Source organism: Streptomyces sp. NPDC012474, assembly GCF_042955185.1.
In the GTDB taxonomy this organism is placed as follows: domain Bacteria; phylum Actinomycetota; class Actinomycetes; order Streptomycetales; family Streptomycetaceae; genus Streptomyces; species Streptomyces cahuitamycinicus.
In genome coordinates this window covers 25732-44749 of record NZ_JBIBEP010000018.1, presented here as the reverse complement: position 1 = coordinate 44749, position 19018 = coordinate 25732, and the positions used below count along the sequence as shown (strand labels likewise).

General features: G+C 74.4%; 19 protein-coding genes. 8 read left to right on the top strand and 11 right to left on the bottom strand.

Annotated elements, in window-relative coordinates:
- Nucleotides 1-51: 51 nt before the first annotated feature.
- From ACFY9S_RS31340 to ACFY9S_RS31305, 8 genes are all read right to left on the bottom strand, one after another.
- Nucleotides 52-1329, bottom strand: coding sequence for a glycosyltransferase (locus tag ACFY9S_RS31340; RefSeq protein ID WP_391134990.1), 1278 nt, complete (start codon nucleotides 1327-1329; stop codon nucleotides 52-54).
- Nucleotides 1326-2291, bottom strand: coding sequence for a glycosyltransferase (locus ACFY9S_RS31335; protein WP_391134988.1), 966 nt, complete (start codon nucleotides 2289-2291; stop codon nucleotides 1326-1328). The genes ACFY9S_RS31340 and ACFY9S_RS31335 overlap by 4 nt, the downstream gene beginning before the upstream one ends.
- Nucleotides 2288-3349: a glycosyltransferase family 9 protein gene (locus tag ACFY9S_RS31330; protein WP_391134986.1), complete on the bottom strand. Its 1062-nt coding sequence runs from the start codon at nucleotides 3347-3349 to the stop codon at nucleotides 2288-2290. Before ACFY9S_RS31330 ends, ACFY9S_RS31335 begins: the two co-directional genes overlap by 4 nt.
- Complete coding sequence (locus ACFY9S_RS31325) at nucleotides 3346-3954, bottom strand: HAD-IIIA family hydrolase (RefSeq protein ID WP_391134983.1); 609 nt, start codon at nucleotides 3952-3954, stop codon at nucleotides 3346-3348. The genes ACFY9S_RS31330 and ACFY9S_RS31325 overlap by 4 nt, the downstream gene beginning before the upstream one ends.
- Entirely contained in the window at nucleotides 3951-5024 is a 1074-nt protein-coding gene (locus ACFY9S_RS31320) for a glycosyltransferase (RefSeq protein WP_391134980.1), read from the bottom strand. The genes ACFY9S_RS31325 and ACFY9S_RS31320 overlap by 4 nt, the downstream gene beginning before the upstream one ends.
- Nucleotides 5021-6697, bottom strand: coding sequence for a carbamoyltransferase C-terminal domain-containing protein (locus tag ACFY9S_RS31315; protein WP_391134977.1), 1677 nt, complete (start codon nucleotides 6695-6697; stop codon nucleotides 5021-5023). Before ACFY9S_RS31315 ends, ACFY9S_RS31320 begins: the two co-directional genes overlap by 4 nt.
- A 64-nt stretch (nucleotides 6698-6761) precedes the next feature.
- The gene (locus tag ACFY9S_RS31310) at nucleotides 6762-7727 is read right to left on the bottom strand and encodes an NAD-dependent epimerase/dehydratase family protein (protein WP_391134974.1); all 966 of its coding nucleotides are present in this window, start codon (nucleotides 7725-7727) and stop codon (nucleotides 6762-6764) included.
- Nucleotides 7728-8170: 443 nt separating this feature from the next.
- The gene (locus ACFY9S_RS31305) at nucleotides 8171-8698 is read right to left on the bottom strand and encodes a hypothetical protein (protein WP_391134971.1); all 528 of its coding nucleotides are present in this window, start codon (nucleotides 8696-8698) and stop codon (nucleotides 8171-8173) included.
- 242 nt (nucleotides 8699-8940) lie between these two features.
- On the opposite strand from ACFY9S_RS31305, the gene ACFY9S_RS31300 reads away from it, so the two are divergent.
- On the top strand, nucleotides 8941-9573 hold the full coding sequence (locus ACFY9S_RS31300) for a hypothetical protein (protein WP_391134969.1): 633 nt from the start codon (nucleotides 8941-8943) through the stop codon (nucleotides 9571-9573).
- Nucleotides 9570-10103, top strand: coding sequence for a hypothetical protein (locus ACFY9S_RS31295; protein ID WP_391134966.1), 534 nt, complete (start codon nucleotides 9570-9572; stop codon nucleotides 10101-10103). Before ACFY9S_RS31300 ends, ACFY9S_RS31295 begins: the two co-directional genes overlap by 4 nt.
- Nucleotides 10104-10118: 15 nt before the next feature.
- Here ACFY9S_RS31295 and ACFY9S_RS31290 read toward each other — a convergent pair whose 3' ends face one another.
- The 3 genes from ACFY9S_RS31290 to ACFY9S_RS31280 form a co-directional block, all read right to left on the bottom strand.
- Nucleotides 10119-10442, bottom strand: a complete 324-nt coding sequence (locus tag ACFY9S_RS31290) for a hypothetical protein (RefSeq protein WP_391134963.1) — start codon at nucleotides 10440-10442, stop codon at nucleotides 10119-10121.
- Between the two features lie 389 nt (nucleotides 10443-10831).
- Nucleotides 10832-12490 (bottom strand): catalase, encoded by a 1659-nt coding sequence (locus tag ACFY9S_RS31285; protein WP_391134960.1) that lies wholly within the window; start codon nucleotides 12488-12490, stop codon nucleotides 10832-10834.
- Nucleotides 12491-12808: 318 nt separating this feature from the next.
- Complete coding sequence (locus tag ACFY9S_RS31280) at nucleotides 12809-13045, bottom strand: hypothetical protein (RefSeq protein ID WP_031139576.1); 237 nt, start codon at nucleotides 13043-13045, stop codon at nucleotides 12809-12811.
- 331 nt (nucleotides 13046-13376) lie between these two features.
- Here ACFY9S_RS31280 and ACFY9S_RS31275 point away from each other — a divergent pair, with 331 nt between their 5' ends.
- The 6 genes from ACFY9S_RS31275 to ACFY9S_RS31250 are packed head-to-tail and all read left to right on the top strand — an operon-like array spanning nucleotide 13377 to nucleotide 18947.
- Nucleotides 13377-15110: an ATP-binding protein gene (locus ACFY9S_RS31275; RefSeq protein ID WP_391134956.1), complete on the top strand. Its 1734-nt coding sequence runs from the start codon at nucleotides 13377-13379 to the stop codon at nucleotides 15108-15110.
- Nucleotides 15107-15529, top strand: coding sequence for a roadblock/LC7 domain-containing protein (locus ACFY9S_RS31270; RefSeq protein WP_102914160.1), 423 nt, complete (start codon nucleotides 15107-15109; stop codon nucleotides 15527-15529). The genes ACFY9S_RS31275 and ACFY9S_RS31270 overlap by 4 nt, the downstream gene beginning before the upstream one ends.
- Nucleotides 15526-15888 (top strand): DUF742 domain-containing protein, encoded by a 363-nt coding sequence (locus ACFY9S_RS31265; protein WP_391134953.1) that lies wholly within the window; start codon nucleotides 15526-15528, stop codon nucleotides 15886-15888. The genes ACFY9S_RS31270 and ACFY9S_RS31265 overlap by 4 nt, the downstream gene beginning before the upstream one ends.
- A complete protein-coding gene (locus ACFY9S_RS31260) occupies nucleotides 15860-16489 on the top strand; it encodes an ATP/GTP-binding protein (RefSeq protein ID WP_391134950.1) in 630 nt (209 codons plus the stop codon). Before ACFY9S_RS31265 ends, ACFY9S_RS31260 begins: the two co-directional genes overlap by 29 nt.
- Nucleotides 16486-17724, top strand: a complete 1239-nt coding sequence (locus ACFY9S_RS31255) for a cytochrome P450 (protein WP_391134947.1) — start codon at nucleotides 16486-16488, stop codon at nucleotides 17722-17724. Before ACFY9S_RS31260 ends, ACFY9S_RS31255 begins: the two co-directional genes overlap by 4 nt.
- Nucleotides 17721-18947 carry a cytochrome P450 gene (locus ACFY9S_RS31250; protein ID WP_391134944.1) on the top strand — a complete coding sequence of 409 codons (1227 nt, stop codon included), beginning with the start codon at nucleotides 17721-17723 and terminating at the stop codon, nucleotides 18945-18947. Before ACFY9S_RS31255 ends, ACFY9S_RS31250 begins: the two co-directional genes overlap by 4 nt.
- Nucleotides 18948-19018: the final 71 nt, after the last annotated feature.

Here is a 19018-nt window from a genome sequence, read left to right as displayed (position 1 = left end):
GTCGAACGTCGGCCTCGGCGGCTGTCGTCGGGCGGGGGCGGGGCCGGGCGGTCAGCCGGCGCGGGTCGCGGCGGGCTCGGTGTCGAGGACTTCGCAGTAGGCGGCCTCGGTGGCGGCGGCGACCTGGCCCCAGCCGTAGCGGCTCAGGACGCGCCGGCGGCCGGCCGCACCGCAGGCGGCGCGGGCCGCCGGGTCGGCGAGCAGCGCGGCGACGGCAGCGGCCAGGGCCGCCGGGTCGCGGGGCGGCACCAGCCGTCCGGTGCCGGGGTCGGCGACGGTGTCGAGCTGCCCGCCGACAGCGCTGGCCACCACGGGCACGCCGCAGGCCATGGCCTCCAGCGGGACGATGCCGAAGGGTTCGTAGTCGGCGGGACACACGACGACGTCCGCGGAGCGCAGCAGCGACGGCACCTCCTCGCTGGGAAGGGCGCCGGTGAAGCGGACCCGGTCGGCGACGCCGGCGTCCCGGGCGATGCCGCGCAGCCGCCGCACCTCCGGGTCACCGTCGAGCCCGCCGGCGGGCGGCCCGCCGACCACGACCAGCTCGGTGCCCGGCAACCGGGCCAGCGCGGCGACGGCGACGGCGGCTCCCTTGCGTGGCACGAGCCGGCCCAGCTGGAGGATCCGGTGCGGGTACGGTCCACGCGGCGCGGCCGGGCCCTTCGGGGTGAACCGGTCGGTGTCGACGCCACACGGCACGATGCCGACCTGGTGCGGGGGGACGCCCATGAGGGCCAGTTCGCGGGCCTCGTCCCGGCAGGTGGCGATGACGCGGTCGCAGCCCAGCCCGACCTCGATCTCGCCGGGGATCCGCTCCGGCGGGCTGGTGTCGGCGAGCCGCTGGTGCCGCCTCTTCACCGTGCCGAGGGCGTGGTAGGTGTGCAGCAGGGGCAGGCCGTGCTCGCGGGCCGCACGCAGGGCGGCCAGGCCCGACATCCAGTAGTGGGAGTGCACGACGTCAGGGGTCCGGGTGCGCCAGCCGCGGGCGAGGTGGCGGCCGAACTCGTCCATGTGCGGCAGGAGCGTGTCCTTGGGGAGCGGCTCGGCCGGCCCGGCGGGTACGTGGTGCACCTCGACGCCGTCGCGCAGCTCCACCCGGCAGGGCAGGTCGGGCGAGTCGCGGCGGGTGTGGACGGTGACGCGGTGGCCGCGGTCGGCGAGTGCGGCGGCGAGGCAGGCGACGTGGACGTTCTGCCCGCCGGCGTCGACGCCGCCCAGTGCGGCCAGGGGGCTGGCGTGCTCGGAGACGAGCGCGATCGCGAGGACACCCGGGTCGGCCGGGTCGCCGCCGAGTGGCCCGGTGGGGAGAGGGCTGAGGGACGGGGTCATGAGCACACCTCCGTGATCAGGCGCTCCCAGTCGGCCAGGAAGCGCTTGAGCCCGTAGCGTTCGAGGGCCGCCTGCCGGGCGCGGGCTCCGTCCGCGGCCGCCGCCTCCGGTTCGTGGAGATAGCGGCGGGCTGCGCGGGCCAGGACGTCGGGGCGGGTGGTCAGGGTGCCGGCGCCGGGCGGAACCGCCTCGACCGCCGCGGTGGTGGCGAGCGCCAGCACGGGCAGGCCGAGGTGCATCGCCTCCAGCAGGGACAGGCCGAGGGAGGTCCAGCGCACCGGGTGCAGGTACATGCGGCGTTCGGCCAGGGCCGTGTGCAGCTCGCTCTGGGGGAGGTCGGCCGTGCGGCAGCGGTCGGCCGGCAGGCCGAGGTGTCCGGCCAGGCCCTCGGTGCCCATGCCGAAGACATCGAGCGGCACGGCCTCGGCCAGGGCGGGCAGCAGGTCCGTTCCGGTGTACCGGGCGCGTCGCACGGGTTCGTTGACGACGACGGCGGCGCGGGCGAGCCGGCCGCTGTAGCGGTGGCCCGGGTCGACGATGCCGTGCTCGATCACCTCGGTGCGGGTGGTTCCGCAGTCCCAGAACAGCCGGTTGAAGTGCGTGACGTGCACGATGGTCAGGTCGTCGCGGCCGGCGCACGGGTGCCGGGTGTCCGGCACGTCGCCGTCGGGCGCGTTGTGCTCCAGGTACACCGCGGGCACGTCCCGGCCCGGGCGGCGTCCGCCGAGCCAGCGTCGCGCCAGCTCCCCCTCGTGCGGCCGCTGGAGAAGGACCAGGTCGACCGGCGTGTCGCGGAGTTCCTCGGGAGTGACCTCGCGGACCGCGGCCGGCCAGGTGAAGGTGCGGGCCCGACCGAGGCCGTCCGGGCCGCGGCCGGGGGTGACCGGGACGAGGTAGGTGTGCGGGCCCTGGACGAACGCGGTCGTCCAGGAGCCGTGCACGTGCCACAGCAGGATGTTCATACGGCCGCTCCTCGCTCGGTGTGTTCGCCCTGGTCCGCCGGGTGGTCCGTGAGGGCCGCCACGGCGGCGAGCACCTCGGCGTCGCCGATGCCGTCGAGGCAGGGGTGCCCCGGCACCGGGCAGTGCCGGGCCCGAGTGTCCGCGCATGCGGCGTGCGGGTCGCCGAGCAGGACGTGCGGTACGCCGTAGGGGGCCCACCGTTCGGCCGGCACGACCGGCGCGAAGAGGCTGACCACGGGCGTGCCCACGGCGGCGGCCAGGTGTGCCGGGCCGGTGTTGCCGGCCACCACGGCCCGGGACGCTGCCAGGACTCCGGCCAGCTGCGGCAGGTCGGTGGCGCCGCCGAGGTCCAGGGCCTGCCGTCCGGCCACCCGGGCGGTCAGCTCGCGCTCGGCGCGCCCGCCGGTGACGACCACGCGGTGCCCCGCCGCGGACAGCGCGGCCACGGCGCGTGCCGCCCGGTCCGGTGTCCAGGCCCGTGCGGGCACGGCCGCGCCGGGATGGACGACGACGTACGGGTCGGGGCCCGTGAGGTGGGTGGTGTGCGGCGACGGCAGGACGCGCAGCCGGCCGTCGTCGCCGGGCGGAAGCTGGAAGCCAGCGGCGCGGGCCAGGTCGAGGGCGGCCAGGGCCTCGTGACGGCGCGGTCGTCTGCGGTGCCGCAGGTCGAGGAGCGCGCCCGGGTAGTCCTCGCAGTCGGCGGCGGTCCGTCCGATCCCGGCCAGCTTCAGCAGGAGGGCGATCGGCAGCGGGCTCTGGTGGTAGGACACCAGCACGATCGCCCGGTCGAAGCGGCCTGCCGTGAGCGCCTCCATCAGCTGCCGGGTGGCGGCCCGCGTGACCGGCGGAGGCTCCAGCCCGACCCACGGGGCGTCGTGGGTCAGCACGTCGTCGACGCCGGGCAGCATCCACCCGGCCGGGGCGCCCTGGGGTCCGCAGAGCAGCGCGGTGTACGAGGACCCGGCGGCGACGGCCCGTACGGCGGGGCCCGCCAGGAGTACGTCTCCGGAGCTGTCGAGGCGGACCACGAGGGTGCGGGGAAGGCGGGCGGGCGTCATCGCGGCTCCCGGGCCGCCACGGCCGGGCCGAGGACGAGACGCACGGCCGCCGGCAGATCCGCTGCCGTGGCCTCGGCCTCCCCTGCCTCCTCGGGACGGGTGACGGCCGTGGGGACCAGGACCCCGCGGGCCCCCGCGGCCCGCGCCGCCTCCATATCGGCTCCGATGTCGCCGATGACGGCGGTGCGCTCCGGGGGGACGCCGAGCCGGCGGCACGCGGCCAGGATCAGGCCGGGGGCCGGTTTGCGGCAGTCGCAGCGCTCCTCCGGCGCGTGCGGGCACACGGCCCAGACGGCGAACGGCCCGAGCAGCTCCTCCACCCGCAGCCGCACGGCCTCGACCTCGCGGCGGGTGAGCAGGCCCCGGGCCACGCCCGACTGGTTGGTGACGACGCCGACGGGCACCCCGGCACAGCGCACGGCGTCGACGGCCTCCCGGGCGCCGGGCATGAGCGCGACCAGCGACGGGTCGCCGTTGTAGGGGACGTCGGCGACGAGCGTGCCGTCGCGGTCGAAGAGGACGGCCGCGGGCAGCGGGCCGCCCGGATCGTAGGGGCTCTGCCGCACGTCCCCGGGGAGCAGCCAGGGGCCGGGGGGCGGCTTCATGACCGCAGCCGTTCCCGGGCCGCCGGGCGGGGCGCGGGTGCCGGCTCGCCGCTCCCGGGCGGGGTGTGCGGCCGGGCGTTGCGGTGCACGAGGCGTCCGCGCAGCCAGTGCCAGGTCGCGGCGGGCGGGATCAGGGCGCTGGTCACCGTCATGGTGAGGACCTCGTCGCGGGTGCCGGGACCGGGCATGACGCGGGCGAGGGCGAACTCGGCGGTGCCGGCCAGCCACGTGGCGGCGCAGGCCGCGGCGGCCCGGTGCCGGCCGAGCAGGGCGCAGCCGAGCGCCGTCACTCCCGCTCCGGTCACCGCCAGGTGCAGGGGCAGACGCCCGCGGGGGGCCTGTGCCCGACGCCACCAGTGACGGCCGTGCAGCCGGGTCATCAGCACGTCGTCGGCGTTGCCCGCCTGGAGGCGGACGGAGACCCAGGGCCCGGCCTGCCGCACGGGGTGGGTGGTGGTGCGCCGGCCGGTGGTGAGGGTCCAGCCGGCGTCGAGCGTGCGCAGGGCTAGGTCGGCGTCCTCCCGGAAGGCCCGCCGGAAGCGTTCGTCGAAGCCGCCGACGGCCACCAGCGCGTCCCGCCGGTAGGCCATGTCGGCGGTGATCCAGCGGGCGTCGGCGAGACCGGCCGTGTTGCGTTCCCAGTCGGTGGGGCGCCGGCCTGCGGGCAGGGGCACCTCGACGCGGGCGGTGATCCCGGCGGTGCGCGCGGTCGCCGAGGCCAGGTCCAGGGTCAGGTCGTCGCCCCAGGTGGGTCCGGGTACGACGTCGTCGTCGAGGAAGACGATCCAGGGCACGTCGCCGGCGGCCCGCCAGCCGAGGTTGCGCGCGGCGGCCGGTCCGCGTGCCCCGCCGGGCACGATGACGGTGCGTGCGCGCAGGGACGGCGGGGCGTCGGCGGTGAGGGCGATCCGAGTCGGGCCGGGCCGGTCGTCGACGAGGACGATCCGGACCGGGCCCGGCCCGGTGGCCTCGGCGAGAGCGTGCAGGCAGGCGCCCAGGCTGGGGCGGCCGAGGGTCGGGATCACCACGGCGTACTCGGCCTCGGGCGCCGGGGCGTCGGGTTCGGTCATCGGGGGCCTCCGGCGTCGTCGCTGCGGGAGTCGGTACGGAAGAGGTCGCCGCGCCGGATCGCGTACGGGCCGATGGCCAGCAGGTCGACGGGCGAGGAGCCGAAGCACTCCAGGGCGTCGCGCGGGTCGTCGACCATGGGCCGGCCGGCCGTGTTGAGGCTGGTGTTGACGACCACGGGCAGGCCGGTGAGCCGCTCGAACTCACCGAGCATGGCGGCGACCAGTGGTTCGCGGGCCGGGTCGACGGTCTGGATGCGGGCGGTGCCGTCGACGTGTACGACGGCCGGGATCCGCTCCCGCCACGCCGGGGCCACGTCGTGCACGAACAGCATGTACGGGCTGGGCAGCGGGCCGTCGAAGAGGTCGGCGGCACGGTCGGCGAGGACCATGGGCGCTACGGGCCGGAACTGTTCGCGGCCCTTGACGTCGTTGAGCCGTTCCAGGTTTCCCGCGTGACCGGGGTGGGCCAGCAGGGAGCGGTGGCCGAGCGCCCGGGGGCCGTACTCGGAACGGCCCTGGAACCAGGCGACGATCCCGTTGTCCGCGAGGGCGCGGGCGACGGTCGCGGCGATGTCCGGGGGTCGCTCGAAGGGGACGGCCGCGGTCTTCAGCCAGGCTCCGAGCTCGGCGTCGGACCACTCCCGGCCGAGGTCGGCACCGGTCATGGACTCCGGCGCGTCGCCCTCCACGGCGGACAGCAGCAGGGCGCCGCCCAGGGCGGTCCCGGCGTCTCCGGCGGCGGGCTGCACCCACACCCGGGAGAAGGGTCCCTCGCGGGCGACACGGGAGTTGGCGACGCAGTTGAGGGCGACGCCGCCGGCCAGGGTGAGCACCCGGTCGTGGGTCCGGCCGTGCAGCCAGCGCACCAGGTCGAGCAGGGTCTCCTCCAGCACGGCCTGCGCACTGGCGGCGACGTCGGCGTGGTCCTGTGTCCACGGCTCGTCGGGCCCGCGGGGCGGACACAGCTCGTGCCAGGGCACGCCGGTGGCGTGGAAGCCGCCGTCTCCGGTGGGGTACACGTGGCGGCGCAGTTCGGCGAGCATGCGCGGCCTGCCGTGGGAGGCGAGGGCCATGACCTTGAACTCGTCGGAGGAGCGCAGGAAGCCGAGGTGTCCGGTGAGTTCCTCGTAGACCAGGCCGAGCGAGTGCGGCAGGTCCTGGGCGTGCAGCGCCTCCAGGCGGTCGCCGACGCGGCGGGCGGCCAGGTGGGAGGCGCGTTCGCCGCGGCCGTCGAGGACCAGGACGGAGGAGTTCCCGGCGTCCGGCGCGGCGAATGCGCTGGAGGCGGCGTGCGCCATGTGGTGCGGGACGAAGCGGACGAGGCCGGGGTCGAGGCCGGGCAGGGCGGCCTTGAGGAAGGCGGGTGCCTCGCGGGCGTAGGTCAGCCGCAGGTGGTCCCACGGGTCGTCCAGGCCCATGTCCTCGGCGGGCCGGGCGAGTCCGGGGTCGAAGGAGTAGGTGACCGCGTCGAGGTCCTGCGGGCGCAGCCCGGCCCGCTTCAGGCACCAGGCCGCGGCCTGCTCGGGCAGTTCCCAGGCGGAGAACGGCAGGGGCCTCTTGCCGTGCTTGCGCCGGGAGAACCGCTCCTCCTCCGCGGCGGCGACGGTCCGCCCGTCGATCACCAGGGCGGCGGCGGGGTCGTGGAAGAGGGCGTTGATTCCGAGGATGCGCATGGGGAGACGGGCCTTCCGGCGGTCGGGGGCACCCGGCGCGGGAGTGCGGGGTGCCCGGGCGGGGTCACTCCTCGGCACCGGCCTCGCGGAACCAGGCGATCGTGCGCCGCAGCCCCTCCTCGGCGCGGACCTGCGGGTCCCAGCCGAGCTTGTCGCGTGCCAGGGTGATGTCCGGGCAGCGCACGGCCGGGTCGTCCACCGGGCGTTCGATGTAGCGGATCTCCGAGGACGACTCGGCGAGTTCGACGACCAGGCGTGCCAGGTCGAGCATGGTGATCTCGGTCGGGTTGCCGATGTTGACGGGGCCGCGCATGCCGTGGGCGGCTGCGGAGAGGATGCCGCGCACGGTGTCGTCGACGTAGCACAGCGACCGGGTCTGGCGGCCGTCGCCGGTCACGGTGAGGGGCTCTCCGGCCAGGGCCTGCCGTACGAAGGTGGGCACCGCGCGTCCGTCGTGGCCGCGCATCCGGGGGCCGTAGGTGTTGAACAGCCGCACGATGCAGGTGTCGGTGCCCTCGGCGTCGGCGTGGGCGGTGGTCAGTGCCTCGCCGAAGCGTTTGGCCTCGTCGTAGACGCTGCGTGGGCCGACGGGGTTGACGTTGCCCCAGTAGCGCTCGTCCTGGGGGTTCTGCAGCGGGTCGCCGTAGACCTCGGAGGTCGAGGCGAGGACGAAGCGGGCTTCGGAGGAGTGCGCGAGTTCCAGGGCGTTGCGGGTGCCGAGGCTGCCGGTCTCCATCGTGTGCAGCGGCAGGCGCAGGTAGTCCGCCGGAGACGCCGGCGAGGCGAAGTGCAGGACGAGGTCCGGCGGCCGCTTGATCCGCAGGCCCTCGGTGACGTTGGCCTGGACGAGCGTGAAACCGGGCTGTTCGAGCAGCGGCGATATGTTCTCGGGCCGGCCGGTGCTGAAGTCGTCCACGCAGGTGACGGCCGCGCCGGCGTCCAGCAGGGCGGCGCACAGATGGGAGCCGACGAACCCGGCGCCGCCGGTGACGACGGCGTGTTCCCAGTTCCGCGAGAGGGCGGTGGTCATGTGGGTCTCTCCTCCGTCGGCGGCGGCGCGCGGCACGACGGCCGCGCCTCGGTCCGGCGAACCGGTCGCCGGCGGGCCGTCGAGCCCGAGCTCAGCCTCCGCCGACCGTGCGCGCACGGCACGGTCACGTACGGCAAACCGGTGAGTCACGGAGGGTGTAAAGCAGCGGCATCGGGCGGTCCGCGCAGGCGGGCGGGGGTGGCCGGGGGGCGCCGGCCGGGGGTGGCCCGAGGGCGGAGCAGGGGTGGCCCGAGGGCAGAGGCGAGAGTGGCCGGGAGGGCAGAGGCGAGAGTGGCCGGGAGGGCCGGGGCGCCAGCGGGGGGCCGGGGACGCCAGCCGGGGGCCGGAGGCAGGGGCGGGTCCGGCGGGGACGGCGGCAGAGACCGGCCGCGAGGCTTCGGTGCGGTGCGGGCGCCGGCCGGTGGCCGTGGAGGCCGGTGGTGTCAGGCGATCAGGGTGCGGCCCGGGTTCAGGTGGTCGAGGAGCTGGTTCTGGTGCAGGTCTGCGACGGGGGCGAGGAGGTCCGGGTGGCGCAGCAGGACCGCGGCGCTCCGGTCGCGGTCGTCGGGGGCGATGAGGCGGCGGAACTCGGCCGGTGCCGGGGTGCCGTGGCTGCCGCCGGCCAGGGCGGCCACGGCCCGGGCCGCCAGGCCCGGGTCGGTCAGCAGGCACGCCGCCCAGCTGGCCACGACCTCGTCCACCCAGGTGCGCCAGGCGTGTGCGTCCGTGTCGTCGCCGAGGGCCGCGTCGACGCCGGTGATCCAGTCCAGCCGACCGGAGCCGCCGGGTCCGGCCATGTCGAGCAGGGCGGCGTCCATCGCCGTCGGGTACCGGAGCCAGGCCGCGACGGTCACGGCCTGCCGGGCCTGGACCTCGCACAGGGCGGAGGCCAGGGCGCCGCCGGAGGCGGGGAAGGCACGGGTCAGCCACTGGGCGGTGGCCGCTATGACCGGGGAGAGATCTGCTTGCACTGCCGGGCCGTCCGAGGGAAGGGAGCGGGGATCTGGTCGTCGACGGTAACCGCCGTTTCCCGCGCCCGGACGTGACCGGGACCTCTTCCAGGATGTGGCCTCGGCCACACCGGCCGACGGTGCGACGCCGCGCCGCGGGCGGCGGCCCGTTTCGCCGCAGAGGGGCCGGGCACCCGGCCCGCGTGTTCCCTAACGGTCGCGAATCCGCTGGTCCGGCCCGGCGTGCAGGCACCCGGGCGCCGGTGCGTTCGCTGCGCTTCGACGGCTGGATCGCGGGGATCGGCACGACGTGCGGTGCCCGCGTGGTGCTCGGGCACTGGACGCGGTCGCCGTGGGGGCCGTTCAGCGACGTGATGGTCGAGGAGGCCGACGGACGCCGGCTGCTGCTGGCTCCCACCGGCGAGACGGCGGACTTCGTCGCCGGGACGTACGTCTTCGACGAGGTGCGGGTCGTACCGGTCGAGGTGCGGGTCGCCGACCGCCGGCACTGGACCGTCACCGCTCCGCCACTCCATCTGCGCTTCCGTACCGGCCGCCGGAACCTGCCGGGTCTGGCCCTGCGGGCGGTCCCGGACCGGCTCGCCGCCCGTCCGGGCTGGATCGCGCTGTGGGACCGGCCCGCCCGCCTGCTGCTGGGAGCACGCACCCACGGCAGTGCCCGGGCCGGACGGCACCAGTGGTACGGCGCCCGGGATCTGCACCCGGTCACCTCGGCCACCATCACCTACAAGGGCGAGAGCCTCGGCGCCCTCGCCCCGGTCGAGCCCCCCGTGCGCTTCGGGACCGGCTCGACACCCCGCCCTCCCTGCCTCGTACGGATCACCACGACGGTGGCCGTGGAGCAGGACCGGAGTACGACAGGAGCCGCGTCATGACGGAACAGCGAGCGGATTCGCCGGGCGCCCGGCGTGCCCCGGCCACCGACATGTCCCTGCTGGGCATCTACCTCAACGACCATCTCGCCGGTGCCACGGCGGGGACCGCGCGGGTGCGCTACCTGCTGCGCTCGTGCCGCGGCTCGGCGCTCGCCGACGCGCTGGCCCCGGTCGCCGCCGAGATCGCCGACGACCGGATGAGCCTGCTGCACGTCATGCGCCGCCTGGACGTCCCGGTACGCCGCTACAAGGTCTACGCGGGCCGGGCGGTCGAGCAGGTGGGACGGCTGAAGAGCAACGGCAGCCTGGTACGGCGGTCCCCGCTGAGCACACTGTGGGAGCTGGAAGCGCTGGCGCTCGGGGTGGAGGGCATGATGGCCGGTTGGGAGACGCTCCGCGATCTGGCCACCACGGACGAACGTCTCGACGCCGGGCAGCTCGACGAGCTCATCGAACGGGCCCGGCGACAGCACGCCACGCTGGAGGCGCTGCGCCACAAGCAGGTCCTGGTCGCCTTCCGCACGGCCTGAGGGGCCGGGCCGCCCTCACCAGAACCTGCTGCTGAGGGCGGGCTGATGGGCCAGTTGTACGGCGTCGCGCAGCTGCAGCGCCACACTGATGGTGGCGCGCAGAGCGGACGGGCGTACGGTCTGGGCGGTCTCGGTGGCGAGGACCAGCAGGCAGGACGCTGCCTGCTCGACGACCGAGACCGGCAGGATGAAGTCGTTGTCGGCGGCCGTGCGGAACGCCTTCAGGGGGATCGCGGCTCCGTCGATGGCCCGGTGCGCGGCCTGCTCCAGGTGCTGTGCGGCCTGTTCGCACACGGGGGCGGGCAGGGCGATCGTGCGCTGGAACGGTGAACTCGTCATGACCCGACTGCTCCCCCGGCGGTGGCCCGTTCTGTCGGCCGGCGGCGGGATTTCACCGTCCCGCGTGACGGCGCGTGGCCCATGTCCTGGAGCCGAGAGGCCCTTTGAGGGCGAGAAGGAGCTCGTAAGACCGTCTGTCCGGATGTCGCGGACCGGCTCCCGGGCGGGCGGTCGGAGGGAGACGGATCCGGCGATGCTCCGCCTGTTCGGCTGTCCCCGTCCGGAGCGGGTGCTGGACGGCCACCAGGAGGTGACGCCGCTCGCACGGCGGGGCGGGGCGCGTCGGCGTGCACCAGCTGTTCCGCTGCTGGTGCACGCCGTGCTGTCCGGCCGGGGCCACGCGGGACAGGCCCTCGCGGTGGTCCGTTCGGCTCCGCAAGGGTGACCCGTCAGCGGGTCACGACGTGCCGTGCGTCGGGGACGCAGTGGGTCATCGTGAGGCCCTCCACGTCGCGCGGCTCGTTCTTGCCGAGCTTGGCCAGGCGTTCACGGTCGTCGTCCGTGAGGTCCTGGCTCGCCAGCGGCTCCAGTCCGGCCACGTCCTCCGGGCCGATGCCCAGTCCGTCGCCGACCCGCAGGCCGAGGTCGTTCTCGACGAGCAGGAAGTGCCAGACCATGCGCTCCTGGATCGCCCGGTCGCACTGGGACAGTTGACCGATGAAGTTCTTCACCAGGTCGTCGCGTTCCCAGTCCTCCAGCAGCAGATAGCGCTGCCCGGCCTGGAGGTAGTCGTTGGTGCGCGGGATGCGCTTGCGGGTGAGCCGGCCGGTGATCTCCGGGCCCTGCTCGTCGTGGGTGGGGTACCGGGCCTCGCGCAGGCCGCCGGTGATCGACGGCTCGTAGTTGACGTGCGGGTTCTCGCCCCCGCCGTCCACCTGGTAGGTCATCTGGCCGTCGCGCTGGTTGGTGCGCACATCCGCGTTCCTGGCCTGGTTGACGGGGAGCTGCAGGTAGTTCGCGCCGACCCGGTAGCGTTGGGTGTCGCTGTAGGAGAAGGTCCGGCCGATGAGCATCTTGTCGTCGGAGAAGTCCAGGCCGTCGACGAGGACGCCGGTGCCGAAGGAGATCTGCTCGTTCTCGGCGAAGAAGTCCCGCGGCATCCTGTCGAGCACCATCCGGCCCACCGGCTTCGGCGGGAAGTCCTGCTCGGGCCAGGTCTTGGTGTCGTCCAGCGGGTCGAAGTCGAGCTCCGGGTGGTCGTGGTCGTCCATCATCTGGACGAGCAGCTCCCACTCCGGGTGGTCTCCGCGGGCGACGGCCTCGTACAGGTCCTTGGTGGCGTGTCCGAGGGTGTCGGCCTGGACGTTGGCCGCGTCCTCCTCGGTCATGCTGCGCACGCCCTGCTTGGGCATCCAGTGGTACTTGACGAGCTTGGTGTCGCCCTCGGCGTTCACCCACTTGTACGTGTTGACACCGAAGCCCTGCATGTGGCGGTAGTCGGCGGGGATGCCGCGCGGGCTGAACAGGTTGACCAGCATGTGCATCGCCTCGGGCGTCTGCGACATGAAGTCGAAGATGCGGCCCGGCTGCTGTTCGAACGTCACCGGGTCCGGTTTCAGGGCGTGGATGACGTCCGGGAACTTGATGGCGTCGCGGATGAAGAAGACACCCAGGTTGTTGCCGACCAGGTCCCAGTTGCCGTCCTCGGTGTAGAACTTGACGGCGAAACCACGCGGGTCGCGGGCGGCCTCGGAGGAGTCGCGGCCGCCTATGACGGTGGAGAAGCGGACGGCGACGTCCGTGCGCTTGCCGCGCTCCTGGAAGAGCCTGGCCCGGGTGTAACGGCTGACCGGCTCGTCACCCCAGGTGCCGTAGGCCTCGAAGTGGCCGTAGGCGGTGACGCCGCGGGCGTGCACCACGCGCTCGGGGATGCGCTCCCGGTCGAAGTGGCTGATCTTCTCCAGGAGCTGGTAGTTCTCCAGCGTGGCGGGGCCGCGGGCGCCGACGGTGCGCTGGTTCTGGTTGTCGTAGACCGGATGGCCCTGGCGGTTGGTGAGGACCTTGCGGTCGTCGCCCGGAGCGGGGCCGGTACCGGATACGTCCGTCATATGCGTGGGCTCCTTCGGCTCGTGACCGGCGACCGGCCGGGTCGGTGCCGTGAGCAGCGCCCGGCCGGTCCTGGCGGGACGGGCCGGGTACCCGGAGGGGCGGGGTCACTCACGCGCCAGGTGAGCTGCCGGCCTCGTGGCATCCGCCACTGACAACCGGGCCGGGCACGGAGAGTACGAGATCCTCCGGCTCTGGCACCGAGGCTTTGACGCGGAGGTTCTGGCGCGACGGTTCTGCTGCGGAGGTTCTGACGCTGAGGCTCATCGGCCCCGAAGGCCCGGACCCCGCGGGGTCCGGGCCTTCGGGGCCGATGAGCCTCAGCCTCCGTCGAGGCGTGCGCGCAGCAGCCCCTTGCCCAGTTCGGCACCCTTGCGGCTGTCCGCCTGGGCCTTGCGGAACAGGTCCGCGACCTCGGTGTCCTTGGCGCGTTCCGCGTCCTGGATGTAGCTCTCCAGACGCAGGGCGTTGTTCAGGCACGCCTCGACATACCAGATCAGGTTGTAGTCCTTGTCCTGCGTACCGGTCACACCGCCGGTCTCCGATCCACTGCTCATGCGGGCCTCCTTCTCGCGGAGCGGACCTCTTCAGGCGCCGGACGGGTACCCGTCCTCCTGGGGAGCACACAGCCCGTTTCGATCACGCGGAGTGACGACCGGGTCACGGTTGCGAACTCCGACCGGCCAGACCTGTACGCACCACCAACTCCCCTCCTCATTACGGCAATTCAGATAGTTGCCCCGGAAGCACCCAGACACCGGTCACTTTCGGAAGGAAGTGGCGGGACACCGTGCGAGACCGGTCGATGACGGTGTGTACTGTGCTGCGGGCGGCTCGCCAGAGCGCCCCGGACCCGACCCTGCCCGACTCCCTCCTGGAATCGACTCGATGATCGAAGTACCGGACCTGGCTGTCGGCGCCCTCGCCCTCGGCACACTGTCCGCGTTCGCCCTCGGCGGCGGCCTGCTGCGCTCACGGCGGCAACTGGCCGCACAGCGCGCCAAGACAGCGGCGTTGCGGGCGCAACTCGACGGGACGTCAAGGGCGTTCACTTCCGAGGTCGAGCACCTGGCGGCGCGGCGGGTGCCCGCTGCGGCCCGGCAGGCCGCACATGCCCACGTCACCGTGCCCGGCCCGCTGAACCCGCAGCTGGCCGGTTCGCCGCTGGGTGCCGCCCTGGAACGGGTCTTGAAGGGGCTCCACGCCGAACTGGCCGCGCAGCGCACCCGGATAGACGCGGCCGCGCAGGCCGGGATGCGTGGGGCCACCCGGGAGATCCAGGCGGCGCTGTACCGGTTGCAGGACGCCCTGCGCGGGCTGCAGCAGCGCTACGACGACCCCGAGCTGGCGCAGACCCTGTTCGAGCTGGACCACGAGAACGAGCAGTCGCTGCGGCGCGCCCAGATCGCCGCGGTGGTGTGCGGGGCCTGGGTGGGGCTCGCCCGGGAGGAATCCCATCTCGTGGACGCGGTGACGGGTGGTCAGGCCCGGCTCGCGGGCTACCGGCGCGTCCGGGTCAGCAACCACCTCGCGGCCGGTACGGCCCTGGTGTCCCACGCCGTCGAGCCGGTCGCCATCATCGTGGCCGAGCTCCTCGACAACGCGCTGCGGCACTCAGCGCCCGAGACGGAGGTCGTGGTCAATCTGGAGGCTGTCCACCACGGGGTCTGCGTCACCGTGGACGACGCCGGCCTCGGCATGACCCAGGACGAGCGCGCCCGGGCCCAGCGGATGGTCGCCGGTTCGGACCCGATCCTGCTGACCGAGCTCGGCGACCCGCCGCGCATGGGGCTGGCGGCCGTCGGCAGGCTGACCCGGCAGTTCGATCTGCGCGTGGACCTGACCTCCCCGTCGCCGTACGGCGGAGTACGGGCGGTGCTGCGGGTCGACAGTCATCTGCTGACGCGCATCGACCCCGAGGAACTGCCTCCGGCGGCCAGCGCCCCGCGTTCGACCCGAAGGGCGGTGGTGCGGGAGGCGGGGAGCGGTTCCGGCGCGTCCCACGGTCCGGGCCCTGGCCCGTCCGACTCGCACGCCACCCCGCGCCCCGCCCCCTCCGACCCGCACGCCACCCCGCGACCCGGCCCCCCGGACACGCAGCCCGCGCCGAGTCCCGCCCCGCCCGGACCTCACACGACGCCCCGGCTCGTGCCGGCCGCCCCGCCGCAACCGCCCGAATCCACCCCGGCCGGTGCCTCTGACGGCTCCGACGGCTCCGAGCCCGCCGTCGCATCGCGCGGGCCCCGGCCGCTTCCCGCCACCGCAAGCCACGATCACGATCACGGCTACGACAAGGAGCAGGACGCGGGCGCCCCGGCCCCCGGTCATCACGGCCCGCGGGAGAGCGGCGGCCTCCCCCAGCGGCGCCGTCGGGGCCGTGCCACGGCCTCGGCAGGCCCCGCCGCTGCCGAAGGCGCGCCGCAACGCCGCCCCCGCCGCCCCGAGGAGTCCGCCGCCGCCCTCGGTGCCCTCCAGTCGGGCACCGAGGCGGCGCGGACCGCCGCCGCGTCGAACACCGGCGCCGTCCCAGCCGTATCTGAGGGTGCCACGGCCGCGACCACGGCCGGCTCGGTGTCCGAGGGCGCCGACAGCAACGACGACGAAGGGGGAACGGCCAGATGACCAGCCGCGCGGCGGGGGACACGGCATGGGTACTCGAACCGGTCCTGGAGGTGCCGCACGTCGTGGCCGCCGTCCTGCTCACCCGGGACGGACTCGTCACCGGCTACACCGACGCGCTGTCCCGGCCGTCCGCCGAGCGGGTCGCGGCGATCACCAGCACCGTGCAGGGCGCCTGCCGTACCGCGGCGGCGGCGTTCGCCGACACCGACCGGGCCGAGATCCGGCAGGTCGTCATCGAGTCGGACCACGGCTATGTGCTCATCGTGCCGACGGACCACGGCACCTGTGTCGCCGCGTACGGCGATCCCGAGGTACGACTGGACCTGCTCGCCCACCGGGTGCATTCGCAGGTGGCGCGGCTGGGCGAGAAGGCCATGGCCGCCGGGCCCCGAGGTGCCGACGGCGACACGCCGGCATGACGGGCCGCCGAGGCGGCCGTCCCCTGGTTCCCGCGTACCTGTCGACCGGCGGGGTGGCGCGGCCCAGCCGTGCCCATCTGGAGCGGCTGTCGGTCCTCACCGGCAGAGGTGAGCCGGCCCCCGCGGACCTGCCCGCCGCACAGGCGGCCCTGCTGGAGGAGCTGGAGTACGGGTCGCTGACGGTGCTGGAGGCCGCGGCCCTGCTGCGCCTTCCGGTCTCCGCGGTGCTCGTGCTGGCCGCCGGCCTCCTCGACCGCGACCTGGTACTGGCCCGTGCGCCGATCCCGCCCGCCCGGCGCTTCGACCCCGACCTGCTGAAGAGAGTGGCCGATGGCCTCCGCGACCTCAAGCACCGTTGACGCCCGTCCCGGCGGTGCGGACGTCCATCTCCCCGACACCGCCCAGGACTTGGTGAAGATCCTGATCACCGGGCCCTTCGGGGTGGGCAAGACCACCCTGATCCGGTCGGTCTCCGAGATCCGCCCGCTGCACACGGAGGAGCAGCTCACCGAGGCGTCCGCGCAGGTCGACGATCTCTCCGGGGTACGGGACAAGTCGACCACCACGGTCGCCATCGACTTCGGCCGGATCAGCCTGCCGGGCGGTGTCGTGCTGTACCTGTTCGGCACGCCCGGCCAGGAGCGGTTCCGGCCTCTGTGGGACGACATCGCCTACGGGGCGCTCGGCGCGCTCGTGCTGGTCGACGCCCGCCGGGTCGACGCCTCGTTCGACGTGCTGGGGCTGGTGGAGGAGACCGGACTGCCGTACGCGGTCGCCTTCAACAGCTTCCCGGACGCCCCCCGCCACCACACGCCCGAGCAGTTGCGCGCCGCCCTGGACCTGGAACCCACGACCCCGATGGTGACCTGCGACGCGCGGGAGGCGGACTCGTCGGTCGACGCCCTGCTCGCGCTGGTGCAGCACCTGATCGACCACAACCCTCCCCCGGAGCCCCGGTGACCCACCCGTCCCCCGCCGAGCAGGCCTTCTCCCTCGCCGCGCCCGTCCGCCTGTGGGAGGACGGCTTCGCCCGCGACCCCCACCCCTACTACGCCGCCCTGCGCGCCCACGGTCCGGTCGGCTGGGCGGAACTGGCGCCCGGTGTCCCGGCGTACGTCGTCACCGACCGGCGGGCGGCACTGGAGCTGCTGCACGACACGGAGACGTTCTCGCACGATCCCCGCCCGTGGGAGGCGACCGTCCCCGACGACTCGCCGGTGCTGGGCATGATGCGCTGGCGGCCCAACACCCTGTTCGCCGACGGGAGCGCCCACCTGCGCTACCGCACCTCGCTGATCGACGCCTTCGACCTGGTGGAGCCGCATGATCTGCGGGCCCGAGTGCACCGGGCGGTGGACCTGCTGGTGAGCCGGATCGGGCCACGGGGCGAGGCCGACCTGGTGGGCGGGTTCACCCGGCCGCTGATGGCGCTGGTGTTCAACAGCCTGTTCGGGCTGCCGGACAGCGCGAGCGACCGGCTGAACACCGCGCTGGGCAAGCTGATCGAGGGCGGTGCCCAGGCGGCGCGGGGCGAGGCCGAGTTCGGCGGGTACGTGCTGGAGCTGATCGCCGCCAAGACCGAGCGGCGCGGCGACGACCTGCCGAGCTGGCTGCTGGACCACCCGGCGGGGCTGACCCCCGAGGAGGTCACCTGGCAGGTGTTCCTCACCCTCGGCGCGGGGCACGAGCCGACGGCCAACCTGGTGTCCAACGCGCTGTCCCGGATCCTCGGCAACCCGGCCTACTACTCGACGCTGACCAGCGGCGCCCGCCCGGTGTCGGACGCGGTGCTGGAGGTCCTGCACCACGAGACGCCGCTGGCCAACTACGGCATTCACTACGCCCGTACGCCCGTCACCTTCCACGGGGCCTGGATCAGGGCCGCGGTACCGGTGGTGATCTCCTACGGGGCGCTCGGCGAGGCGGCCGAGCGGGAGCGCGGGGCGACCCGGCACCGGTCCGACGCCTCCCACCTGTCCTGGTCGGCGGGCCCGCACGCCTGCCCGGTCAAGCAGCACACCCTGCTCATCGCCACCGAGTCGATCGAACGGCTCACCCAGTGGCTGCCCGACCTCGAACCGATGCTGCCGCGCGAGCGCCTGACGTGGCGGCCCGGTCCGTTCCACCGCTCGGTGACGGCACTGCCCGTCCGTTTCAGCCCCCGCTCCCCCGACCAGCCAGGAGGACGACCGTGACCGTGACCGACCGCATCGCTCTGGACCCGTTCGGCACCGACATCGTCGCCGAGAGCGCCCGGCTGCGCGCTCTCGGCCCGGTGGTGCCCGTGGAGCTGCCCGGCGGCATCCCCGCCTGGGCGCCCACCCGGTACGACACTCTGAAGGAGCTCATCCTCGACCCGCAGGTCAGCAAGGACCCGCGGCTGCACTGGCGGCTGTGGCCCGAGATCGGCGAACACCCGTCCTGGGGCTGGATCCTGGGCTGGGTCGGAGTGGTCAACATGCTCTCCACGTACGGCCCGGACCACACCCGGCTGCGCAAGCTGGTCGCCCCCAGCTTCACGCACCGACGGACCGAGGCGATGCGGCCCCGGGTGGAGGCGATCACGGCGGAGCTGCTGGCCGCGCTGGAGGCGGCCGACGGCGAGGTCGTCGACGTCAAGGCGGGTCTCGCCCATCCGCTGCCGATGCGGATGATCTGCGAACTGATGGGCGTGCCGGACGAGTTGCGGGAGGACACCGGTCGGCTCATCGCGGCCATCATGGACACCTCCGACCCGAGCCCGGAGCACGCCGCGTCCGTGCAGCGCCAGATCGGGACGGTGCTGCCCGCGCTGATCGCGCACCGGGCCGCGCACCCCGGGGACGACATGACGACGGAACTGATCCGGGTCCGGGACGAGGACGGTGACCGGCTGAGCGAGGAGGAGCTGCTCTACACGCTGCTGCTGGTGATCGGCGCCGGTTTCGAGACCACGGTGAACCTGATAGGCAACGCGGTGGTCGCGCTGCTCCGCCGTCCCGGGCAGCTGGCGGCCGTGCGGTCCGGGGAGATCGGCTGGGACGCGGTCGTCGACGAGACGCTTCGCGCGCACCCGTCGATCGCGTCGCTGCCGCTGCGGTTCGCCGTCACCGACCTCGTCGTCGGCGGGGTGACGATCCCGGCCGGCGACGCCATCATCACGACGTACGCCGCCGCGGGGCTCGATCCCGAGCACTACGGCCCGGAGGCCGACCGGTTCGATGCCGCGCGCGGCGCCGACGACCATCTGGCGTTCGGGATCGGCGTGCACCGCTGCATCGGGGCCCCGCTGGCCCGGCTGGAGGCCCTGACCGCGCTGCCGGCGCTGTTCGAGCGGTTCCCCGCCCTGCGCCTGGCCGAAGGCGACGAGGGTCTGCGGCAGGTGCCGTCGTTCATCGCGTTCGGCTGGCAGGAGATCCCGGTGCGGCTGCGGGGCTGACGCCGTCGGCGGGCAGCGCGCGGGAGCACGACCGGTCCCCCGTTCCGGTCGTGCCCCCGCGGTGAGTTGAA